14 protein-coding genes and 1 pseudogene are annotated in these 18,399 nt (G+C 68.9%); 6 read left to right on the top strand and 9 right to left on the bottom strand.

The features are described from left to right. The first annotated feature begins 249 nt into the window (after positions 1-249). Positions 250-1,671, top strand: coding sequence for an LCP family protein (locus tag MBA17_RS12995; RefSeq protein WP_238496661.1), 1,422 nt, complete (start codon positions 250-252; stop codon positions 1,669-1,671). Positions 1,672-1,934: 263 nt separating this feature from the next. Then, positions 1,935-2,402, top strand: coding sequence for a MarR family winged helix-turn-helix transcriptional regulator (locus tag MBA17_RS12990; protein ID WP_238496660.1), 468 nt, complete (start codon positions 1,935-1,937; stop codon positions 2,400-2,402). 446 nt (positions 2,403-2,848) lie between these two features. Here the strand turns inward: MBA17_RS12990 and tnpA are convergent. Then, positions 2,849-3,216: pseudogene (gene tnpA / locus MBA17_RS12985) on the bottom strand (IS200/IS605 family transposase); the annotation flags it as partial. 82 nt (positions 3,217-3,298) lie between these two features. On the opposite strand from tnpA, the gene MBA17_RS12980 reads away from it, so the two are divergent. Continuing rightward, positions 3,299-4,456, top strand: a complete 1,158-nt coding sequence (locus tag MBA17_RS12980; RefSeq protein WP_238496659.1) for an RNA-guided endonuclease InsQ/TnpB family protein — start codon at positions 3,299-3,301, stop codon at positions 4,454-4,456. Between the two features lie 61 nt (positions 4,457-4,517). Here the strand turns inward: MBA17_RS12980 and MBA17_RS12975 are convergent, their stop codons facing one another. Beyond that, positions 4,518-5,549 (bottom strand): enolase C-terminal domain-like protein, encoded by a 1,032-nt coding sequence (locus MBA17_RS12975; protein WP_238496658.1) that lies wholly within the window; start codon positions 5,547-5,549, stop codon positions 4,518-4,520. Between the two features lie 446 nt (positions 5,550-5,995). Between MBA17_RS12975 and MBA17_RS12970 the strand changes: the two genes are divergently transcribed. Then, complete coding sequence (locus tag MBA17_RS12970) at positions 5,996-6,826, top strand: amidohydrolase family protein (protein WP_238496657.1); 831 nt, start codon at positions 5,996-5,998, stop codon at positions 6,824-6,826. Next, on the top strand, positions 6,823-7,623 hold the full coding sequence (locus tag MBA17_RS12965; protein ID WP_238496656.1) for an amidohydrolase family protein: 801 nt from the start codon (positions 6,823-6,825) through the stop codon (positions 7,621-7,623). The genes MBA17_RS12970 and MBA17_RS12965 overlap by 4 nt, the downstream gene beginning before the upstream one ends. 174 nt (positions 7,624-7,797) lie before the next feature. Here the strand turns inward: MBA17_RS12965 and MBA17_RS12960 are convergent, their stop codons facing one another. From MBA17_RS12960 to MBA17_RS12930, 7 genes are all read right to left on the bottom strand, one after another. Beyond that, entirely contained in the window at positions 7,798-8,664 is an 867-nt protein-coding gene (locus tag MBA17_RS12960; protein WP_238496655.1) for a carbohydrate ABC transporter permease, read from the bottom strand. Then, positions 8,661-9,527, bottom strand: coding sequence for a carbohydrate ABC transporter permease (locus MBA17_RS12955; RefSeq protein WP_238496654.1), 867 nt, complete (start codon positions 9,525-9,527; stop codon positions 8,661-8,663). The genes MBA17_RS12960 and MBA17_RS12955 overlap by 4 nt, the downstream gene beginning before the upstream one ends. Before the next feature lie 54 nt (positions 9,528-9,581). Further along, positions 9,582-10,832, bottom strand: a complete 1,251-nt coding sequence (locus MBA17_RS12950; RefSeq protein ID WP_238496653.1) for an ABC transporter substrate-binding protein — start codon at positions 10,830-10,832, stop codon at positions 9,582-9,584. 213 nt (positions 10,833-11,045) lie between these two features. Further along, positions 11,046-12,974 (bottom strand): NHL repeat-containing protein, encoded by a 1,929-nt coding sequence (locus MBA17_RS12945; protein WP_238496652.1) that lies wholly within the window; start codon positions 12,972-12,974, stop codon positions 11,046-11,048. Between the two features lie 67 nt (positions 12,975-13,041). Then, entirely contained in the window at positions 13,042-14,211 is a 1,170-nt protein-coding gene (locus tag MBA17_RS12940) for a DegT/DnrJ/EryC1/StrS family aminotransferase (RefSeq protein WP_238496651.1), read from the bottom strand. A gap of 355 nt (positions 14,212-14,566) precedes the next feature. Further along, a complete protein-coding gene (locus tag MBA17_RS12935) occupies positions 14,567-15,595 on the bottom strand; it encodes a dihydrodipicolinate synthase family protein (protein ID WP_238496650.1) in 1,029 nt (342 codons plus the stop codon). Positions 15,596-16,006: 411 nt separating this feature from the next. After that, complete coding sequence (locus MBA17_RS12930) at positions 16,007-16,747, bottom strand: TetR/AcrR family transcriptional regulator (RefSeq protein WP_238496649.1); 741 nt, start codon at positions 16,745-16,747, stop codon at positions 16,007-16,009. A gap of 154 nt (positions 16,748-16,901) precedes the next feature. Here MBA17_RS12930 and MBA17_RS12925 point away from each other — a divergent pair, with 154 nt between their 5' ends. Continuing rightward, complete coding sequence (locus MBA17_RS12925) at positions 16,902-18,347, top strand: DHA2 family efflux MFS transporter permease subunit (RefSeq protein ID WP_238496648.1); 1,446 nt, start codon at positions 16,902-16,904, stop codon at positions 18,345-18,347. The last annotated feature ends 52 nt before the right edge of the window (positions 18,348-18,399 follow it).

The following is an 18,399-nucleotide window of genomic DNA, read 5'->3' as shown; positions in this document are numbered from 1 at the left end:
CCGGCGACCCGATCAACTCGCCGGGTGGCACGTAGATCACGGGATTATGCGATGGCTCGGGGTTCAATGTGGTAGAGACCACACACCGCCGATCTCGGCACAGGCCATGAGATCCGATTAAGCCCAGGATGTGATGATTTGCGTTCCCGGGATGTTCACACATCTGTCGCCCATCCGCCAGGGACGCCGGTCTACGATCCCTCCTCGACGCCGGGTACGGCACGGCAAAGCGAGGGGAACGGGGCAGGCGTGCGAGACAGATCCACAACACTCGTCGTCGGCTGGACGATCCTCGCCGCGTTCGCACCCGGAGCCGCCCACCTGCGGGCCGGGTGGCGGCGGACCGGCTACACCCTGCTCGGGATCTACGCGGCGCTGCTGCTCACGGCGGCCGTCCTGGCCCTCACCGCCGACGCCCAGTTGCTCGGGCAGCTGACCTCGTCGTCCTGGCTGACCACGATCACGGTCGTCTCCATGGTCATCGGCCTGGCGTGGTTCGTCATGGTCGTGCACTCCTTCGTCATCCTGCGGCCGGGCAGCCTGCCGGCCGGCGGCCAGGTCGCGGCGGGCGTCGTGGCCGGACTGCTGGCGGTGGCGGTGATGGTGCCCTTCGCGCTGGTGGCGCAGTACGTCATGATCTCCCAGCGGACCCTCGACCAGGTCTTCGACACGGCGCCCGACCCCCGGGGCCCGGCCCGGCCGGAGGACGCGTGGGCCGGGCGCAGCCGGGTCAACATCCTGCTGCTGGGCGGCGACGCCGACGACCACCGGCCGGGCGTCCGGACCGACAGCATCAACGTGGCCAGCGTCGACGTCAAGACCGGCAACACGGTGCTGGTGAGTCTCCCCCGCAACCTGGAGAACGTGCGGTTCCCGCCGGGCACCCCCATGCACAAGCGTTTCCCCGACGGCTTCCGGATCCCGACCCCCGCCGGCGCCGGCCGGGAGGACCTGCTCTTCGCCGTCTGGGAGTATGCCGACGCCCACCCCGAGGTCTTCGGCGGACGTACCGGCCAGGGCGCGCAGACGCTCAAGGAGACCATCGGGTACACCCTCGGGCTGAAGATCGACTGGTATGCCCTGGTCAACATGTGGGGCTTCGCCCGGCTCATCGACGCCATCGGCGGGGTCACCCTCACCGTCGACCAGGACGTGGTCTTCGGCAAGTACAACGAGGGCCTGGTGAAGGCCGGCACCCGCAAGCTCAAGGGCGCGGACGCCATGTGGTTCGCCCGCTCGCGCACCTTCAGCGATGACTTCACCCGGATGCGCCGCCAGCGTTGCGTGCTCGGCGCGCTGCTGGACCAGGCCGACCCGGCGACGGTGCTGGCCCGCTTCAACCGGGTCGCCCTGGCCACCAAGGAACTCCTGCGCACCGACATCCCGCGGAGCATGCTGGAACATCTGGTCCCGCTCGGGCTCAAGGTCAAGGAGGCCGACGTGACCAGCCTCCAGTTCGTGCCCCCGTTGATCAACACGGGGTACCCCGACTGGACCAAGATCCGTACGGTCACCGCCAAGGCCATCCACAGCTCGGTCACGCCGCCCGACGCGCCCACGGCGAAGCCGTCGGCACCGGCCAAGAAGCGCCCGGCGGAGCAGGCGAAGGCCACTCCCAGCGCCGATCCCGGCCCGGCCACCGGCATCACCGACGGCTGCGCGAACGCCTGAACCGCACCCCACGACACGAACGCCCGACCCCGGCAAGCCGGTCTCGGCGGAGGAGAAGCACGGTGCTGCCCCGGGCCTGGATCCCGGCTGACGCAGGGCCGGACCGGCACGTCGCGTAGGACGGGCCGGTGCGGCCCTGGCGACACCCGCGCACAACCGCGGCGGAGCAACAGGGTCCTTGTCCGCCCGCGCCCGTCGCTTGACCTCGACCTTTGTTGAGGTTCTACGGTGATCGCATCAGCAATCAACACCGGGGACCGAGCGTGACGAACCAGCAGATCTCAGACACCGAACTTGCCGCACAACCCGCCGCCTACTGGACTGGCGTGGCCTATGAGGCCCTCATCGCCTTCACCAGGGCTCAACAGGCCGCGCATGGTTTCACTCAGCCCCAGTTCTGGCTGCTGCGCAACCTGTCCGAAAACGACCTGTCACCCAATGGCGAAGGTAAGACCCTCCCCGAACTCCAGCAGGCCATGAGCAGCTATCTCAGGGCCGAGGACGAACTTCCGGCCGAGGCCGGAGTCCTCCTGGAGCGCGGCTGGCTCAGCCGCGACACCGACGATCGGCTGTGGATCACCGACGCGGGCGAGGCGGCTCGCGTTGACCTGAAGCGGCACGCCCCCGAGATCCGCGCCCAGATCCACGAGGGCATCGACGACGTCGACTACGTCACGACGCTCAAGGTCCTGCGGCAGATGATCCGAAACACCGCCCCCGTCCCGGCCTAGACGCCGCCAGGAGCCACGAATCGGTTCGGGTCGCCGGTAAGGGCCACCGGAGCGTCAAAGAAGCCGCGATGCTTGAGGACCTGGAGGTCACCGGCCACGCCGAGCCGCCAGTCGACGTCACAGGCTACCTCGCCCGCGAGATCGGGACCGACGCCGCCTGGCTGCCGTCCGGGCCGCTGGTCGTGACGATCTCCGCCTTCGTCTTTCGTCAAGGGTGCCCAACTGCCGCCGCTGTCAGCTCGGCGCGCAGCAACGCGTGGGGTGGTGGCCGGGATCGCATAGGGCGTGCACCGCGGCAAGCTGCGCGGGCGGGCTCACCGGTTCAGCGTGATCTGGCGTGGAAGCCCGGGCGTTTACTGTTTACGCCCGGGAGGAAACGACAGCGCGGGAGGTCCGCCAAGGGCCGAGCGGTGCCGTGACGGCCGGCCCTGCTGAGCAGCTCTGCCTGGTCGTTTCTGGTTCTCGATGTACTCCTTGATGATCGACAGTGGGGCGCCGCCGCAGGAAGCGGCGAAGTAGGACGGGGACCAGAAGTGCCCACTCCACAGGTATCGGCGGACGTGCGGGCCGAATTCTTTGCGCAGGAGCCGGGCCGAGACGCCCCTTGAGGGAGCCCGACCAGGACCGACAGGGCGACTTCGGGCGGATAGCGGACCAGCAGGTGCACATGATCGTGCTCGCCGTTGAATTCGACCAGGGCAGCGCCGAAGTTGTCGCACACCTCGATCATGAAGTCTTCACAGCGGCGAAGGATCTCGCCGGTGAACACACCCCGCCAACACTTCGTGATGAAGACCAAATACGCATGAAGCAGCGCAAACGACGCTTCGCCCCTTCTAAAATCGAGGTTCGGTTCCCATCACGGTGACATGGACCGAATGATAAAGTGTTCGATTGTGAAGCTGGTGGTGCAGGTGAAACTCCTGCCAACGCCTGAGCAGGCGGCGGCACTGGAAGCGACCCTGCGCGAATGCAACCAAGCGGCCGACCTCGTCGCGCGGACCGCGTTCACCACCGGAATCATCCGCGAATACGACTTGCGCAAACAGACCTACACCGCGTTGAAGGAGCGGGGCCTGGGTGCTCAGGCCGCCCAGCATGTGATCAAGAAAGTCGCCGCCGCCTGCACCACGCTGAAGGCGAACCTGCGGGCCGGAAACCTGGGACCGCCGACCTCGCCACGCCGTATCCGCGCGATGAGCAAACCGATCACCTTCCGCCCGCATGCCGCCCAGCCCTACGACGACCGCTGCCTGTCCTGGCAACTACAAGCGGGCACGGTATCGATCTGGACCACCGCCGGGCGGCTGCGCGGCGTCGCGTTCACCTGCTCCGACCGGCAACTCGCGATGCTGAGCGCCCATCGCCGAGGCGAGTCGGATCTACTCGTGCGAGACGGCCGGTGGTTCCTGATCGCCACCTGCGACCTACCCGACGTCCCGGTCGCCGACCCGGATGGATTCCTCGGCGTGGATCTGGGCATCGCCAACATCGCCACCACCGCCACCGCCACCGCCACCGGTGAGGGAACCCGGCACACGGGCCGGGGCCTGAACGCGGTCCGGCACCGCAACCGGGAACTACGCCGCCGGCTGCAGGCCAAGAACACCAAATCCGCCAGACGGCTGCTGAAGAAACGCCGCCGAACCGAAGCCCGCTTCGCCGCCGACACCAACCATGTGATCGCCAAAGCAATCGTGACCGAGGCAGAACGCACCGGACGCGGGATCGCCCTGGAAGACCTCCAAGGAATCCGCGACCGGGTACGGCTCCGCAAGCCCCAGCGGGTCACGCTGCACTCATGGAGCTTCCACCAACTGGGGAGCTTCATCGCCTACAAGTCCCGCCGGGCCGGGATCGCGCTCGTCCACGTCGACCCGGCCTACACCAGCCAGCAATGCTCGCACTGCGGGCATACCGACCGGGCCAACCGGCCCGGCCAGGCACTGTTCTCCTGTACGTCGTGCGGCTTCGCTGAGCACGCCGACGTCAACGCAGCCCGCAACATCGCCGCACGCGGTGTGGTGGGCTGGGCAGTGAGTCACGCTGCCTGACGCGGACCAGACCGTCGAAGCCATCGACGACGAGGAGCTGCAAGCTCGGCCGTAAACGCGTTTACTGCCGAGAAGCTGACGCGGTGAAGGACTCCTTCGCCAGCCGGCGCAGCCGCGGCTCGTCGACGCTGTGGCCGAGGCCCGGCTGGGTGAGCGGGACGGCGACGACGCCGCCCGAGGCGCCCACCGGGGGCAGCACGATCTGCGCGTTGCGCGGCGGCTGCGTCACGTCGCAGGGCAGCGTGCAGCCGGGCATGCTCGCCACCGCCACGGTGGCGGCACGGGCCAGGCCGGTCCCCTGGCCGCCGGCGCAGAGGATGTCCCACCCGGCGGCCATGGCCCGGTCGTGCGCCTGCCGTACCTCGCTCAGCGACCCGAAGCGCGACGGGCGCAGCAGCAGCGCGCGGGCGGCACGGGCGGTGACGTAGTCGGCGATCACGGTCTCGGAGCTCGGCTCGATCGCCACCGCCGCGGCCACCTGGTCCTGCAGATCGCCGTGGGCCGTCAGGTCGGCGAGGGCGAACGGCCGTTCCATGACCGCGATGCCGTAGGAGTCGAGCGCGAGGAGCGCCTCCGCGTCGGTGTAGGCGGCCTGCGCGTCGATGGAGATCGCCAGCCCGGGGAAGGCGTGCCGTACGGCCCGCACGGGGTCGATGTCCCAACCGGGGTGGACGTCGAGCGTGACGTGGGCGTAACCGCCGCAGATGTGCTTGTTGACCCGGCCGACGAGGCTTTCCAGCGAGCGCTCCGCGCCGATCCGCACGGTGGCCATCAGGGACGTCTTGGTGCCGCCCAGCGCGTGGGACAGCGGAACGCCGCGCATCCGGGCCCACAGGTCCCAGCAGGCCATGTCGCCGGCGGTGCCGCCCACGACGGCGGCGAACTCGTCGGGGTGTTCCCAGTCGACGCCGAGCAGCGCGGGGGCGAGCGTCTCCGCCAGCGTGGCCCACGTCTTGTCGAGGCCCGGCGGCTCGACGATCTCCCCCCACCCGGTCATGCCGCCGTAGTCGGTCAGGCGCACCAGGATGCTCTCCGGCCGCCTGCCGTACGGCAGGGTCAGCCGGAACACCTCGATTTCCCGGACGCGCGGCAATTGACCCCCCTGGTCACTCCTGAACGCTGCTGCGAGTGACCCGCCCAAGCCGTTCGGCGCGCGTCTCTCCTCCCCTCCATGGTGCCCCCTGCGGCGCGCTGAGCAAAACGCCGAGCACCCCTACCCGCGGCCGGCGCCCCCGGTCAGAGCCGCCGGAACGGGTACGGCGAAGCGGCGCGCGAGGACCGGCGCCGGTGGGCCCGCCCGGCGAACGGGGACGCCCCCGGGCCGGCCGTACCACTCGTGACCACGCCTGGTACGGCCGGCCCGGGTGCCGGACCAGGCATCGGCCGATGGCCTCACAGACCGGTGTGCCGGTCCCGGCAGAACGTGCCGAACCAGCCGGTCCGCTCGTCGAGGGCGCGGCCGAGTCATCGCCTGTACCCCTTGCTCAATTTTGGTCCAGACCGTAATCTGCTCAGCGCGATTAGTCAATGGAGGCGGCAGTGACGGCGTTCGACGCACGCAAGCTGGTCGGCGAACTCGAGGTGACACTCGACGTGGACGTGCTGGTCGGTGCCTATCCCGACCGCGACGGCCCACCCGGCACGCCGGAATCCGTGCTGGGCACGCTGGCGGAGCAACGCATCCGGACGGGCGCGATCGCGTCGCTGCGGGCGGCTCTGTTCGACATGCGCTCGGGCAACGACGAGGTGCTCACCCTGGCGTCTGCTCACCCGCTCGATGGGCGCCGCGAGCCGCTTGTCTCTCCGGAGACCGTCCCACCCAGCCCTTCGGACGCCTCCGCAGCCGGCCCCATGGCGGCCATTACTCCGGCGGTCGTCCCGGTCGGGACCGTGGACCTGCGTGACCCCGTCGGGGCGGTGCGGGAGATCGATCGGCTGGTTCCGCTGGGGGTGAAGGCGATCAGGCTCTTCCCCGACGAGCAGGGCGTGGAGGCAGGCTTCCCCTCTGTCCGGCATGTCGCCAGGAAGGCGGCGGCTCTCGGCCTGGTCGTACTCACCGGCGGGGACGTCCGGCGGTTCTGGCAGCCGTTCTCCGGGCTGGACGCCAAGGTCGTCTTCCTGGACACGCACTTCTACCACCTCGGCGACTTTCTCGTGATAGCCGCCGACGAGCCCGGTTTCCACACTTCGACACGGCTGCTCAACTCCCCGGACGCCCTGGAGACCGTACCGCCCGACAGGCTCCTGTACGGCTCGCGAACCCCGCACTACGAACCCGTCGTCCCACTGCTACGGCTGGCGACCAGCGGACTGAACCCCCACGAGATCGCCGCGGTGGCAGGCGGCAACGCGAAGAGGCTGCTCGGATGATCATCGATGTGCACGCCCACTGGGGCCCCTGGTTCTTCACCATGGACGTGGCCGAGGCGAACCTCGCCACCATGGACCGCTACGGCATCGACATCTCCATCGTGTCGGCCACGGAGGCGGTCATCTACGACGCCGCCGCGGGCAACCGGGCGCTGGCCTCGTGGCTGGCCGTACAGGATGAGGAGCGCTCAGCCGGGACCGGCGCGAGTTCACGTAGCGGTGACGGGAGTGAGGAACACCCCAGCGCACGTCGGCATTTCGGATATGTCACCATCAACCCCCGGAGGCTTGCCGAAGCCGAGCGGGATCTCAGCGAATATCTCCCCACGGGGCGTTTCGTCGGTGTCAAGATCCATACCGACTACACGAGGTCGCCGGCCGATTCGCGGCGGGTGCGGGACGCGCTCGGCCTGGTGGCCGCGGCCGGGGTGCCCGCGCTCGTGCACACCTGGGGCGCCTCCGTGCTGGACCTCGCACAGACCTGCCTGGACATCCCCGGCCTGCGCGTGATCGCCGGACACATGGGCGCGGACGGCTTCACGCACGCCATCGAGGCCGCGAACGCCTGCGACCGCCTCTATCTCGAACCCTGCTACTCCCACGCCCCGACCGGCCGTATCGCGCAGGTGGTCGCCGGGACCGACACCGCACGGCTGCTCTTCGGCACCGACTCGACCCTGATCGACCCCGCCTCGGTCGTCGGCGCGCTCGCCGCGGCGAACCTGGACGCGGAGACGGCCGAGGCGATCGCGTGGCGCAATGCCGCGCAACTCTTTGATCTGGGAATTACGGCCTAGGCCGTAAAGCGCGCGGTCCGACCCCACAAGGGAGAACCCGCGATCAGGCCGTCGGACAGCCGATCACGCAGTCTGGCGGCGCGCGAGTCTGGCGCCGGCGGCCTCCCTATGAGGCCGCCGGCGCCAGGCTTTCAGCCTCGGGCTCGCGGGCGCCGCCTCCAGGGGAGGCGGCGATCACTTCAAGCCCGTCATCGCGATGCTGTTGACGAGGTAGCGCTGCAGCAGAGCGAAGACCACAAGGCACGGCACGACCGAGACCGCGGCGGAGGCCATCACCATGGCCAGCGGGTACTCCTCGCCCTTCAGCGTGGTCAGGCCGACGGTGAGTGTGCGCACCTCGTCGCTCTGCGCCACGACCAGCGGCCAGAGGAAGTCGTTCCAATGCCACAGGAACACGAAGACGCCCAGGGTGGCCAGGATCGGCTTGGTCAGCGGCACCACGAGTTGCCAGTAGATCCGCCATTCGGAGGCTCCGTCGACCTTGGCCGCCTCGAACAGCTCGCTGGGCAGGTCCCTGATGAACTGCCGCATCAGGAACACCGCCTGCGAGTTGGCCAGCGTAGGTACGATCATCCCCCAGAACGTGTCGACCCCATCCAGATCGGACACCAGCACGAACAGCGGGATCAGCAGGGCCTGGAAGGGCACCATCACGGTCGCGAGAAACGCCCACATCATCATGTCCCGGCCGGGGAAGCGTTTCTTGGCGAAGGCGTAGCCCGCCATCGAGGCGGTCAGCAAGATGATGACCACCGAGACTCCGGCGTAGATCAGTGAGTTCACGGTCCAGCCGACGAAGCCCGATGCCGACAGCGTGCCCAGCAGGTTGTCGATGGTCAGCGTGTCGGGCCACTGGTTCGGAACGGTGGGCTTGCGCGGCGGCGTCAGCGCCACCACCAGCATCACCAGAAAGGGACTGACGGTCAGCACCGAGACGAGCCCGAGCAGCACCGTCAGTGGCCACTTCCTGCCGCGACGGCGGCGGGACGGCACGGCCTTCTTCGCGCCGGCGGCGCTCGGCCTGGACGTGGTCAGGGTCATGTCGTGCTCCGGTCGAGAAAGCGGCGCTGGATCATCGAGACGACGAAGACGAGGACGAAGAGCACGATGCCGATCGTCGCCGCGTAACCCAGGTTGAAGAACTTGAAGCCCTGGTCGTAAAGGGCGTAGACGAGGTTGTAACTCGCCCTTGACGGCCCGCCGCCGGTCATGACGTAGATCATGTCGAAGGTCTGGAACCCGCCGATCGTCTCGATGACCAGCACGAAGAAGAGTGCGGGCCGCAGCAGCGGCAGCACGATGCTGCGGAAGCGCTGCCAGGCGCTCGCTCCGTCGACGCGGGCCGCCTCCAGATAGGAGGAGGGGATCGACTTCAGCCCCGCGAGCAGGATGAGCATCGAGTAGCCGAAGCCCTTCCACACCTGTACGAGAGCGAGCGACGGCAGCACGAGCGCGGTGTCGTCCAGGAACCCGATGGGCCCCAGGTCCAGGTGCGCGAGCAGCCCGTTGATCAGGCCGTCGAAGTCGTACACCCACTTCCAGATCACACCGGCGAAGATGAAGCTGGTCACATACGGGAGGAACAGCATTCCCCTGAACAGCCCGCGCATGAAGATCACCGAGTTGAGCAGCAGCGCCGTACCCAGTGCGACCAACACGGTCAACGGAACGTAGATCGCCACATACACCAAGGTGACGCGGAGACTGCTCATGAAGATCGGGTCGTCGAAGAGCCTGGCGTAGTTGTCCACGCCGGTGAAGGTCCACTCCCCGCTGATCTGATAGTCCGTCAGGCTCATGCCCGCCGCGCCCAGCGCGGGAACGAACCGGAAGACCGCGAAGAGCACCAGCATGGGCAGGACGAACAGCAGGCCCGTGACGGGGTCGCGCCACCGGTGTCGCACAGGTTTAAGCCTTTCAACCAAGGGGGAGGCCGCTCGCGCGACCTCCCCAGGACATCATCCGGCGCTGGTCAGAAGGCCGTCGGCCTGCTTCGCGGCGTCGTCGAGCGCCTGCTTGGCGGTCTTCTTACCTTGCAGGGCCGCCTGGATCTCGGGCGAGAGCAACGCCATCACCTGGCGTGCCAGGGGATGGGTGTCGCCCGGGAAGGCGAACTCCAGCGACTTCTCGAACTCCTTCGCCGTCGCGCTCAGCTCGCCGAGCTCGGCGTCGGTGCGGGCGGGGAAGTAACCGGACTCCTTGGAGAGCCCGGCGGCCACCTCAGGTGAGGCCACGTACTCGGCGAACTTCTTCGCCGCTTCGGGGTTCTTGACGTGCTTGGGCAGGATCAGCGCGCCGGGAATGCCGAACGCGACCCGCTTCGTACCCTCGATGGGCAGCCCGACGGCCACGTTCTCCTCGCCGATGGCCGCGCCCAGTTGCTCGGCGCTGACGTTGGCGGCGGCATGGTAGAAGCCCACCTTGCCCTGCGCCAGCGGGCTGCCCTCGACGGTGTTCAACAGCGTGGCGGCGTTCTCGGGCAGGCCGCCGATCTTCTGGAGGTCGAGCAGGTACTGCAGGGACTGCACGCCCTCGGGGCCGTTGAACGCCGCCTTCTTCCCGTCGGGAGAGAAGACCGTGCCGCCGTTCGACCAGAGGATCGGGAAGAAGCTCAGGTTGAGCGAGACCTCGGGGGCGCCGGTGTACATGAAGATCGGGGTCTTCTTGGCCGCCAGCTTGGGCGCGGCCTCCATGACCTCGGCCCAGGTGTCGGGCATCTCCTTGACGCCCGCGTCCGCGAAGAGCTTCTTGTTGAAGATGGGCGCCGTGATCGTCTGATAGATCGGCACGCCGTACAGCTTCCCGTCCACGGTCAGCGCGGTCAGCGCGTTGGGCAGGTAGGACGCCTTGGAGGCGGCGACGACATCATCGACAGGGCTGATCGTGCCCTGCTTGGCGTACTGCGGGATCTGGTCGGGGCCGAGCACGACCAGATCGAAGCCCTTCTTGGAGACCAGCGCCGTGGTCACCTTCTCCTGACGGCCGTCCCAGGGCTGCAGGTCGATCTTGACGTCGACGGTGGGGTTCTTGGCCTCGTAGTCCTTCTCGACCTTGCCCCAGAATGCCTTGCTCTTCACCTGGTCGTCGATGACGGGATACATCCACATCGTCACCGTGCTCTTGCCTCCGGAGTCGGAGCTGCCGGAACCACATCCGGCTACCACCACTCCCAGTGCGGCCGCGAGGCCGGCCACCGCTACCTTCCTCATTGGCCTACCTTTCCCTTGCAATACCGGTCCAGACCGAAATCTAGCTATCTGGCGGATGGGGGTCAATGCTTGATACATGACCGTAACTAGCGTTCCGGTTTCGAAACTGTTGTTTAACAGGGAGATGGCGGGGAGACCTGGACGTCCGCTCGTCCCGACCTCGGCTTCGCCGGTCTCGGCTGCGACTGCGCGCGAATTTCCGGACCAGGACACCTAGCTCCCGACCGTGACCTTCAGCAGGTTGCGGCCGGTGATCGTGTACAGGGCGCCGTTGTGCTTGTCGTAGGCGGCCATGGGGAAGCTGGTCGGATCGGTGGCCAAGCCGTCGACGACCACCTCGACGGCAAGAGTCCGTGGCGTGATCCTGAGCAGCCGCTGGTGGCTCACCGCGTACAGCCGCTGATCCGCGACGACCAGGTCCACCCTGGCGGTCGCGACGGTCGTGGTGGCCAGGACGGCTCCCGTGCCGGTGTCGACGGCGAACAGCACCCCCTTGCTGGTGGTGCCGTAGAGCACCTCGCCGAGCACTACCAGGCTCGGTATCGAGACCGCGTCCGGCACGGGGACGATCTCGGCGTACTTGTGGCCCGAGGTGGAGTCGAGAACCGCGATCGCGGCGGGGGCCGTCGAGCCTGTGGGCCGTTCCGACCCTGCGTAGGCCCGGCCCCTGCCGACGTGAGTCGCGGCCGACACGATCCCGTGGCCCTGGACGACGTCGCGATGGACCTGGAGCTTGCGCGTGACCAGGTTGTAGATCGACAACGCGCCGCCGATCTTGCCGTAGTCAGGGCTGGAACCGACGATCAGCAGCTTGCGCCGGGCGTCGTAGGCCATGTCCCCCGGCCTGTTCTGTTCATTGCCGATCACCGCGAGCACCTTCGTCCGCCCGGTCTCCGTGTCGTGCTCCACCAGGGAACCGGACGGGTAGGTCGCCATGTAGACGTGCCTGCCGACCGTGGTCATGGCCTTGGTCTCCCCCGCGAGCCGGATCCGCGTCGTGGCACCCGGGTCGGCCAGGTCGTGCAGCTCCACCCCGCCGTGCCCGCCCACGTACACCCGGCTCCCGTCGTGGCCCGCCACCGACTGGGGCAGCTCGGGCGCCGTGGGCATCCCCATGGCCTGGAAGTCGGCCATGTCCATCTCCCCCGACGCGGGGTCATAGGTCCACATCGTGGCCGAGTTGGTGAACACGACCACCTTCCCATCCTTGATGTGGACGGCCGTCACGAAGTCACCCTCGGCGGTGACGCCGACCTTGCGGGTGACGCCGCCGTCCAGGTCGAGGTGCCATAGCGAGTCCCCGGCCCCGAAGTACACCTCGCCCTCGCCGGCGGCGGTCATCTTGCCGATGGTGATGACGCCTTCTGGATGGACGACACGGTAGGAGGAGGGATCGCTCTTGTCGATGATCGCGATCAGGCCGGAACCGTGGGTGCCCGCGATGACGTGGGTGGCGGTCTGGGTGAGCTGGTAGACGAAGGACTCCCCGACCAGCTCCGGCGGGGTGATGTCGCGGGGAGCTCCGCCTGAGCGGTCGAGCGCGACGAGCCGCGCCTTCGAGCCCACCCCCGCGTAGATGGTGGTGGCGTCGGCGACGATGCTCCGCACGTACGTCTGGCCCGGCACGGCGACGCCGAGGTCGCGCAGCGCGCCGGATCCCGGATCGAGCTCCCACACCTTGCCGTCAGGGTAGGTGCCCAGGTAGAGCTTCCCGTCCACCTGGCACATGTCCCAGATGTACGTGGCTCCCGGAACGCGGCCGATCCGGTCGAGCGCCCCCCTCGTGGTGTCGAACGCGTACACGTCGGCGACCGTGTGGGTGCCGATGTAGATGGTCGTCCCGTCGACCAGGCCGGTCCAGGCGCCGCCGCCGGTGGGGATCTCGGTGAGGCTGTCCGCCCGGCCCGCGGCCACGTCGAACACCCCCAGCCGGACGGGGGTCAGCAGGTGGGAGACGATGTACGGCTTGTCGCCCACGAATCCGCCGTTGAGCGTGCTGCAGGCGAGCGTCGCGGGGCCGAGGTCGACCTTGGTCACGCCCTCGGCGTAGGCCGCCGAGTCGACGCCCAGGTCGCTGATGGACAGGGCCACGCCCACGCCGCCAGCCACGGCGGTGGTGCGGAGGAACGTACGGCGATCCATGATGCCTCCTGGGGGGGTGCTGCAATATCGGTCAGCGCCGAAATAGTAGGGTGACGTGGCACACCCGTCAATGACGCCGGTACGCGGCCAGCGCCTCCGCGATCAGGCGTACGTGTTCATCGGTGTAGTTCTCGTTCCAGTCGATGACCAGCAATGTCCGGTCCACCAGCCGCTCGGCTTCCGGGCATGGCGCGGTGGGCCCCTCGCCCGCGCTGACGGAGTCGAGCGGAAAGCGCGACTCGCCATAGATCGGCCCGTCCCACACCGGCGCACGGTTGAGCGGCTCTCGCAGATATCCGGCCCGGGCCGGAATTCCGGAGGCCTGGAGATGGGAGGCCAGCTCCGGCGCGTCGCCATTGGGCAGGACGAGCGGAAACAGCCACCACGCGTGCCCGTCGAGCCGGGGCAGCCGGATTCCGTCGAGCCCTCGGATCGCCTTGACCAGCTCCCCGGCGGAGCGCCGGCGGGACGCAACGACGCCGGGCAGCTTGGCCAATTGCGCCCGCGCCACCGCGGCCTGCAACTCGGTCATCCGGTAGTTGAGGCCGAGACTCTCGTGCGACCGGCCTACCGCGCGGTCCCAGCCCTTGTCCGCGAAGAGCCTCATCGCGCGCGCCAGCCGGTCGTCGTCGGTGATCACCAGACCACCGTCACCACAGGTGATGTGCTTCCACTGCTGCAGGCTGAGTGTGCCGACCTCGCCCACCGTGCCCGCCAGCCGCCCGCCCGGCAGCTCCGCGAGCCAGGCCTGGGCGCAGTCCTCGATCAACGCGAGGCCATGCTCGTCCGCCAGCGCACGCAGCTCGTCCACCCGGGCGGGCGCGCCGAACAGGTGGACCGCCATGATCGCCCGAGTCCGCGGCCCGATGGCCGCGGCCACCGCGTCCGGATCGAGATTGCCGTCCGACGGGTCCACGTCGGCGAAGACGGGAACGGCGTTCTGCGCCAACATGGGGGCCACGGTCCCGAAGTCCGTGATCGGCGTCGTGATGATCTCGTCACCCGGGTTCGGCGCGGCCGCCACGACGGCCAGATGGAGAGCCGCGGTGCCGGAGCTGCACGCGATCGCGTGGCGGGAACCGTACAACTCTCCGATCTCGCGCTCGAGCGCCCGCGTCTCGGTCCCCCAAACGGAGCTGAGCATGCCGGTACGGATCACCCGCTCAAGCGCGGCCACCTCCTCGTCGCCGAGGGTACGGCCCGCGGGTTCGGCCATGCTGGGGAAGTGCAGATTCACAGGTCAACCTTTCGGTCTATTCCGAAATATGGAGATCGGGGTCGTCGGCCCGCACGACCCGCTCGACGGCGTCGCGGTCACGTGCGAGGACCACCCCCGGCGTCAGCGCCCTGCGACTCGACGACGAGTCGCAGGCTCCCGAGATCGTGGAGGCCCACGCCACAGGCGAGATCGCCGATCGCCTGGCCGTGCGGCGACGAACGGCTCACCGCATGCTCCACCGGCCGGCGCTCGCCGGACCCGCCGAGCGCACCGGCGATCTCACCAGCGGGCGACCTCGCACCCGCTGCCGGATTGTCTTCTGACCGCCTGGCCAAGGCGGGGCCGAGGCGGGCGGGCGACGGGCGCACACCGGTCAGGAGAGCCAGCGGCTGAGGCCGTCCGCGACGAAGTCGTCGTCTCGGAGCCAAGGGTAGGCGGTCCAGACTCGGTCGATCTCGGCGAGTTGCCCGGGGGACAGTTCCTCGGTCCGATCGAGGCACCAGCGCCCCGCCAGCAGGCCCTGGCGCCTGAGCACCTCGTGGATGCCGGGGATGCAGCCGTGGAAGCCGTTCGCCGAGTCGAAGATGGCCGCGTTGGCGTCGGTGAGGTGGCCGTCCAGGGTGAGGAGGCGGCGCACCGCCGCGTCGTCGCCTGAGCGGGCCAGCGTGGCCTCCTCCAGGAGTTCCACCGCGCGCCGTACCCAGACCGCCCACTGGCCGAGCAGGCCGCCGACGAACTCCACCTCCACCTCGCGCCCGTCCACCACGACGCGGTGAGTGGTGATGAGGTCGGCCAGGATGTGGTCGTCGTTGCCCGTGTAGAGGGCCACCTCGCCCGCGCGGCCCGCTCTGACGACACCGTGCAGCACGTCGAGGGTGCGGTACCGGTCGAAGGGGGCGACCTTGATGCCCGCCACGGAGTCGATCGCGGCCAGCCTCGTCCAGAAATCTCGCGACAGGTGGCGTCCCCCCACCGCGGGCTGCAGGTAGAAGCCGATCACCGGCAGGACCTCGCCCACCGCGCGGGCCCGCTCGATCAGCCCGTCCTCGTCCAACTCCCGGTACGGGCTGAGCAGCACCATGTGATAGCCGAGCGACCTGGCCAGTTCGGCCTCGGCCACCGCCTGCGCGGTGGGCCCTGTCGCACCGGCCACCAGCACCACCTCGCGTTCGACCTCGCGCGCTGTGAGTGCCGCCAGTTCGAGCACGGGCGGCAGCAGATCGGTCCCGTGGATGGCGAACTGCGTGGTGTGCACGCCCACTGCCAGCCCGCCTGCGCCCGCTTCGACGTAGTAGCGGGTCAGCGCGCGCTGACGGCGTTCGTCCAGCTTCCTTTCCTCGGTCAGGGCCAGTGGGTGCGCCGGGATCACCAGGCCCCGCCTGAACAGGTCGCGCACGGACATCTGTGCCTCTGGAGCCGTGCTGAGCACGTGAGGCCCCCCTCTTTCTCGAGCCATTTCGCGAGATGATCAGTCGCGCGGCACGCCGACGACCCCCGTGACCGGCCGTGGCAGCCGCTCCTCACGTTCAACCGTCGTCCGCACGTGCCTCTCCCATTTACGGTCCAGACCGTAACTTGGCCAGACTTCGGCTGTCAACGGGTCCGGTCCGCTCCGGCGCTCTCGCGCGGAAACGAGGACGTCGAGGGTGGCCCGGCCGCCCGCCACGACATCGGGCTGACCGCACCATCCACCATGGCGCGATCCGGCGGCGATGGCGGTCGACGCGGAGATCGCGGCCGACGTGCCGAAAGGCTGCCCCAGGAGCTGGAGACCCGACTCTGGGGCTACCCCGTCTACGCCGCGCAGAGCGTGCTAAACCTCCGGAATCGGCCGGGCGAATCGCGCCAGGCCGCTGAGCAGCAGGTCGAGTCCGAACTCGAAGCGTTCCACGCCGCCACCGCTCATCAGCTCGTCCACGTGACCGACGATCATGGGGAACCGGTCCGCGGGAAGTGATCGGTAGAAGACGGCGAGCTGGCCGAAGATGCCGTCCATGTAGTCGCCGATGTCCTGGCCGCTCGTCCGCTGCCTGGCGAGGTGGAGCGACCCCTCGTAGGCGTCGGCCGCGACGTAGAGGCCGAGCCGGTCGACCATCCAGCTCGCGATCTGGGGCGGCACCCCGCCCTTGATCATGATCGCGAGCGCCCCCTCGGCCATGCGCAGCGAGTTCGGCCCGGTGGGGATGTTGGCCAGGGAGACCTTGGCGATGTCGGAGTGCGCGGCGAGCACGGTGAAGGTGTCCACGGCCACCTGGCGGAGCTGCTCCAGCCACCGATCGGGATCCGGCTCGGGCAGCTCGATCTCGCCGATCACCCGATCGTAGATCAGTTCGAGCAGCTCGTCCTTGCCGGTCACGTGGGCGTACAGCGAAGCGGGGCCGGTGCCCAGCTCCTGGGCGACCCTGCGCATGCTCAGGGCTTCGAAGCCGTCGGCGTCGAGCACCCGCAGTCCGGCCTCGACGACCAGGTCCTGACTGAGTGGCCGGCGGGCCTCGGTGGTCTTGCGCGGCGTCCGCCAGGGCGGCACGGGTACGGCTGACGCCTCGTGATCCATTCGACCTTTCCCGCCTTCTCTCGACCCGACCCTGTCACGAACATCGTACTTGACACGAACGGCGTTCGCCTTTAAAACAGTGTTCGTATAGAACGAACCACGTTCGTTGTATGTACGTTGTTCGCTCATCGATCGATGTTCGCAAGGAGTTTCGATGACGATGGAAACCGCCGCCTTAGGCGAGGTGAGCCAGCCGTACCGCCGGCGATGGGCCGCCCTGTTCGTGCTCCTCGGCGCGGAGGTCATGGACCTCCTCGACTCGATGATCACCACCATCGCCGCGCCGTCCATCCAGGGCGAACTGGGCGGCTCCGAGAGCCTGATCCAGTGGCTGAGCGCCGGATACACCCTCGCCATGGCCGTCGGCCTGATGACGGGCGGACGACTCGGCGATCTCTACGGCCGCAAGCGCATGTTCCTCGCCGGCGCCGTGGGCTTCACCGCCGCCTCGCTGCTGTGCGGCCTGGCGGTGTCGCCCGAGATGCTGATCGGCGCCCGCGTGCTCCAGGGCCTGTGCGGAGCCGTGATGATTCCGCAGTGTCTCGGCATGATCAAGGAGATGTTCCCGCCGAAGGAGCTGGGCACCGCGTTCGGCGCCTTCGGGCCGGTCATGGCGCTTGGCTCGGTCGGCGGGCCGCTCCTGGCCGGCTGGCTGATCGACGCCGACCTCTTCGACGCCGGCTGGCGCATGATCTTCCTGATCAACCTGCCGATCGGACTGCTGGTCATCGCCTGCGGATGGCGGTTCCTGCGCGGCCACCGGTCCGAGCGGACCGCCCGGCTGGACCTGACCGGCGTCGGGCTCGCCTCCGCCGCCGCGTTCCTGCTGATCTACCCGCTGGTGCAGGGCCGGGAACTGGGCTGGCCGGCCTGGAGCTTCGGGTCCATGGCCGCCTCGGTGGCCCTGTTCGCGGTCTTCGCCGTCCACCAATCACGCAAGCAGCGAGCGGGCGGGGATCCGCTCATCGTCATCAGCCTGTTCCGCAAGAGGGCGTTCTCCGGCGGCCTGCTCGCCGGCCTGACCTTCTTCGCGGGAATGATCGGCTTCTCCCTGATCCTGAGCGTCTACCTGCAGGCGGGACTCCACTACACCCCGTTGCAGGCCGGGCTGGCCTTCCTCCCGCAGGCGATCGGCACCCTGATCGGCTTCGGGCTGGCCGGCGCGGGGCTCCAGGAGAAGTACGGCCGGGGGCTCATCCACCTGGGCACACTGATCATGGCGGTCGGCGTGGCAGGCTTCGCGGTCACGCTCGGGCTGGTCGGCGAACCCGGCAACTGGCAGATCAGCCCCTCCCTCGTCGTGATCGGCGTCGGAATGGGCCTGACCATGTCACCGTTCTTCGACATCGTGCTCGCCGGGGTGGAGCCGGAGGAGACCGGCTCCGCCTCGGGCACCCTCACCTCGATCCAGCAACTCGGCGGCGCGCTCGGCGTCGCGGTGTTCGGCACCATCCTCCTCGGCCTGGCCGACGACGCGGGAGGCTTCGCCGACGCCATGTGGTTCACCGCCTGGACCGTGGCCGGCCTGCTGGTCCTGACCTGCCTGCTCGCCCTCCTGATGCCGCGGCGCGCCCGCCCGGAGACCTCGGGCGGCCACTGAACGTCGGCCTCCCGAGCCCGCCCCCGCCAGGCCGGCCCCTGACATCGCGGAC

This window comes from Dolomitihabitans soli (assembly GCF_022213955.1).
GTDB classification, from domain to species: domain Bacteria; phylum Actinomycetota; class Actinomycetes; order Streptosporangiales; family Streptosporangiaceae; genus Streptosporangium_A; species Streptosporangium_A soli.
This window is presented reverse-complemented; position numbering and strand designations above follow the sequence as displayed.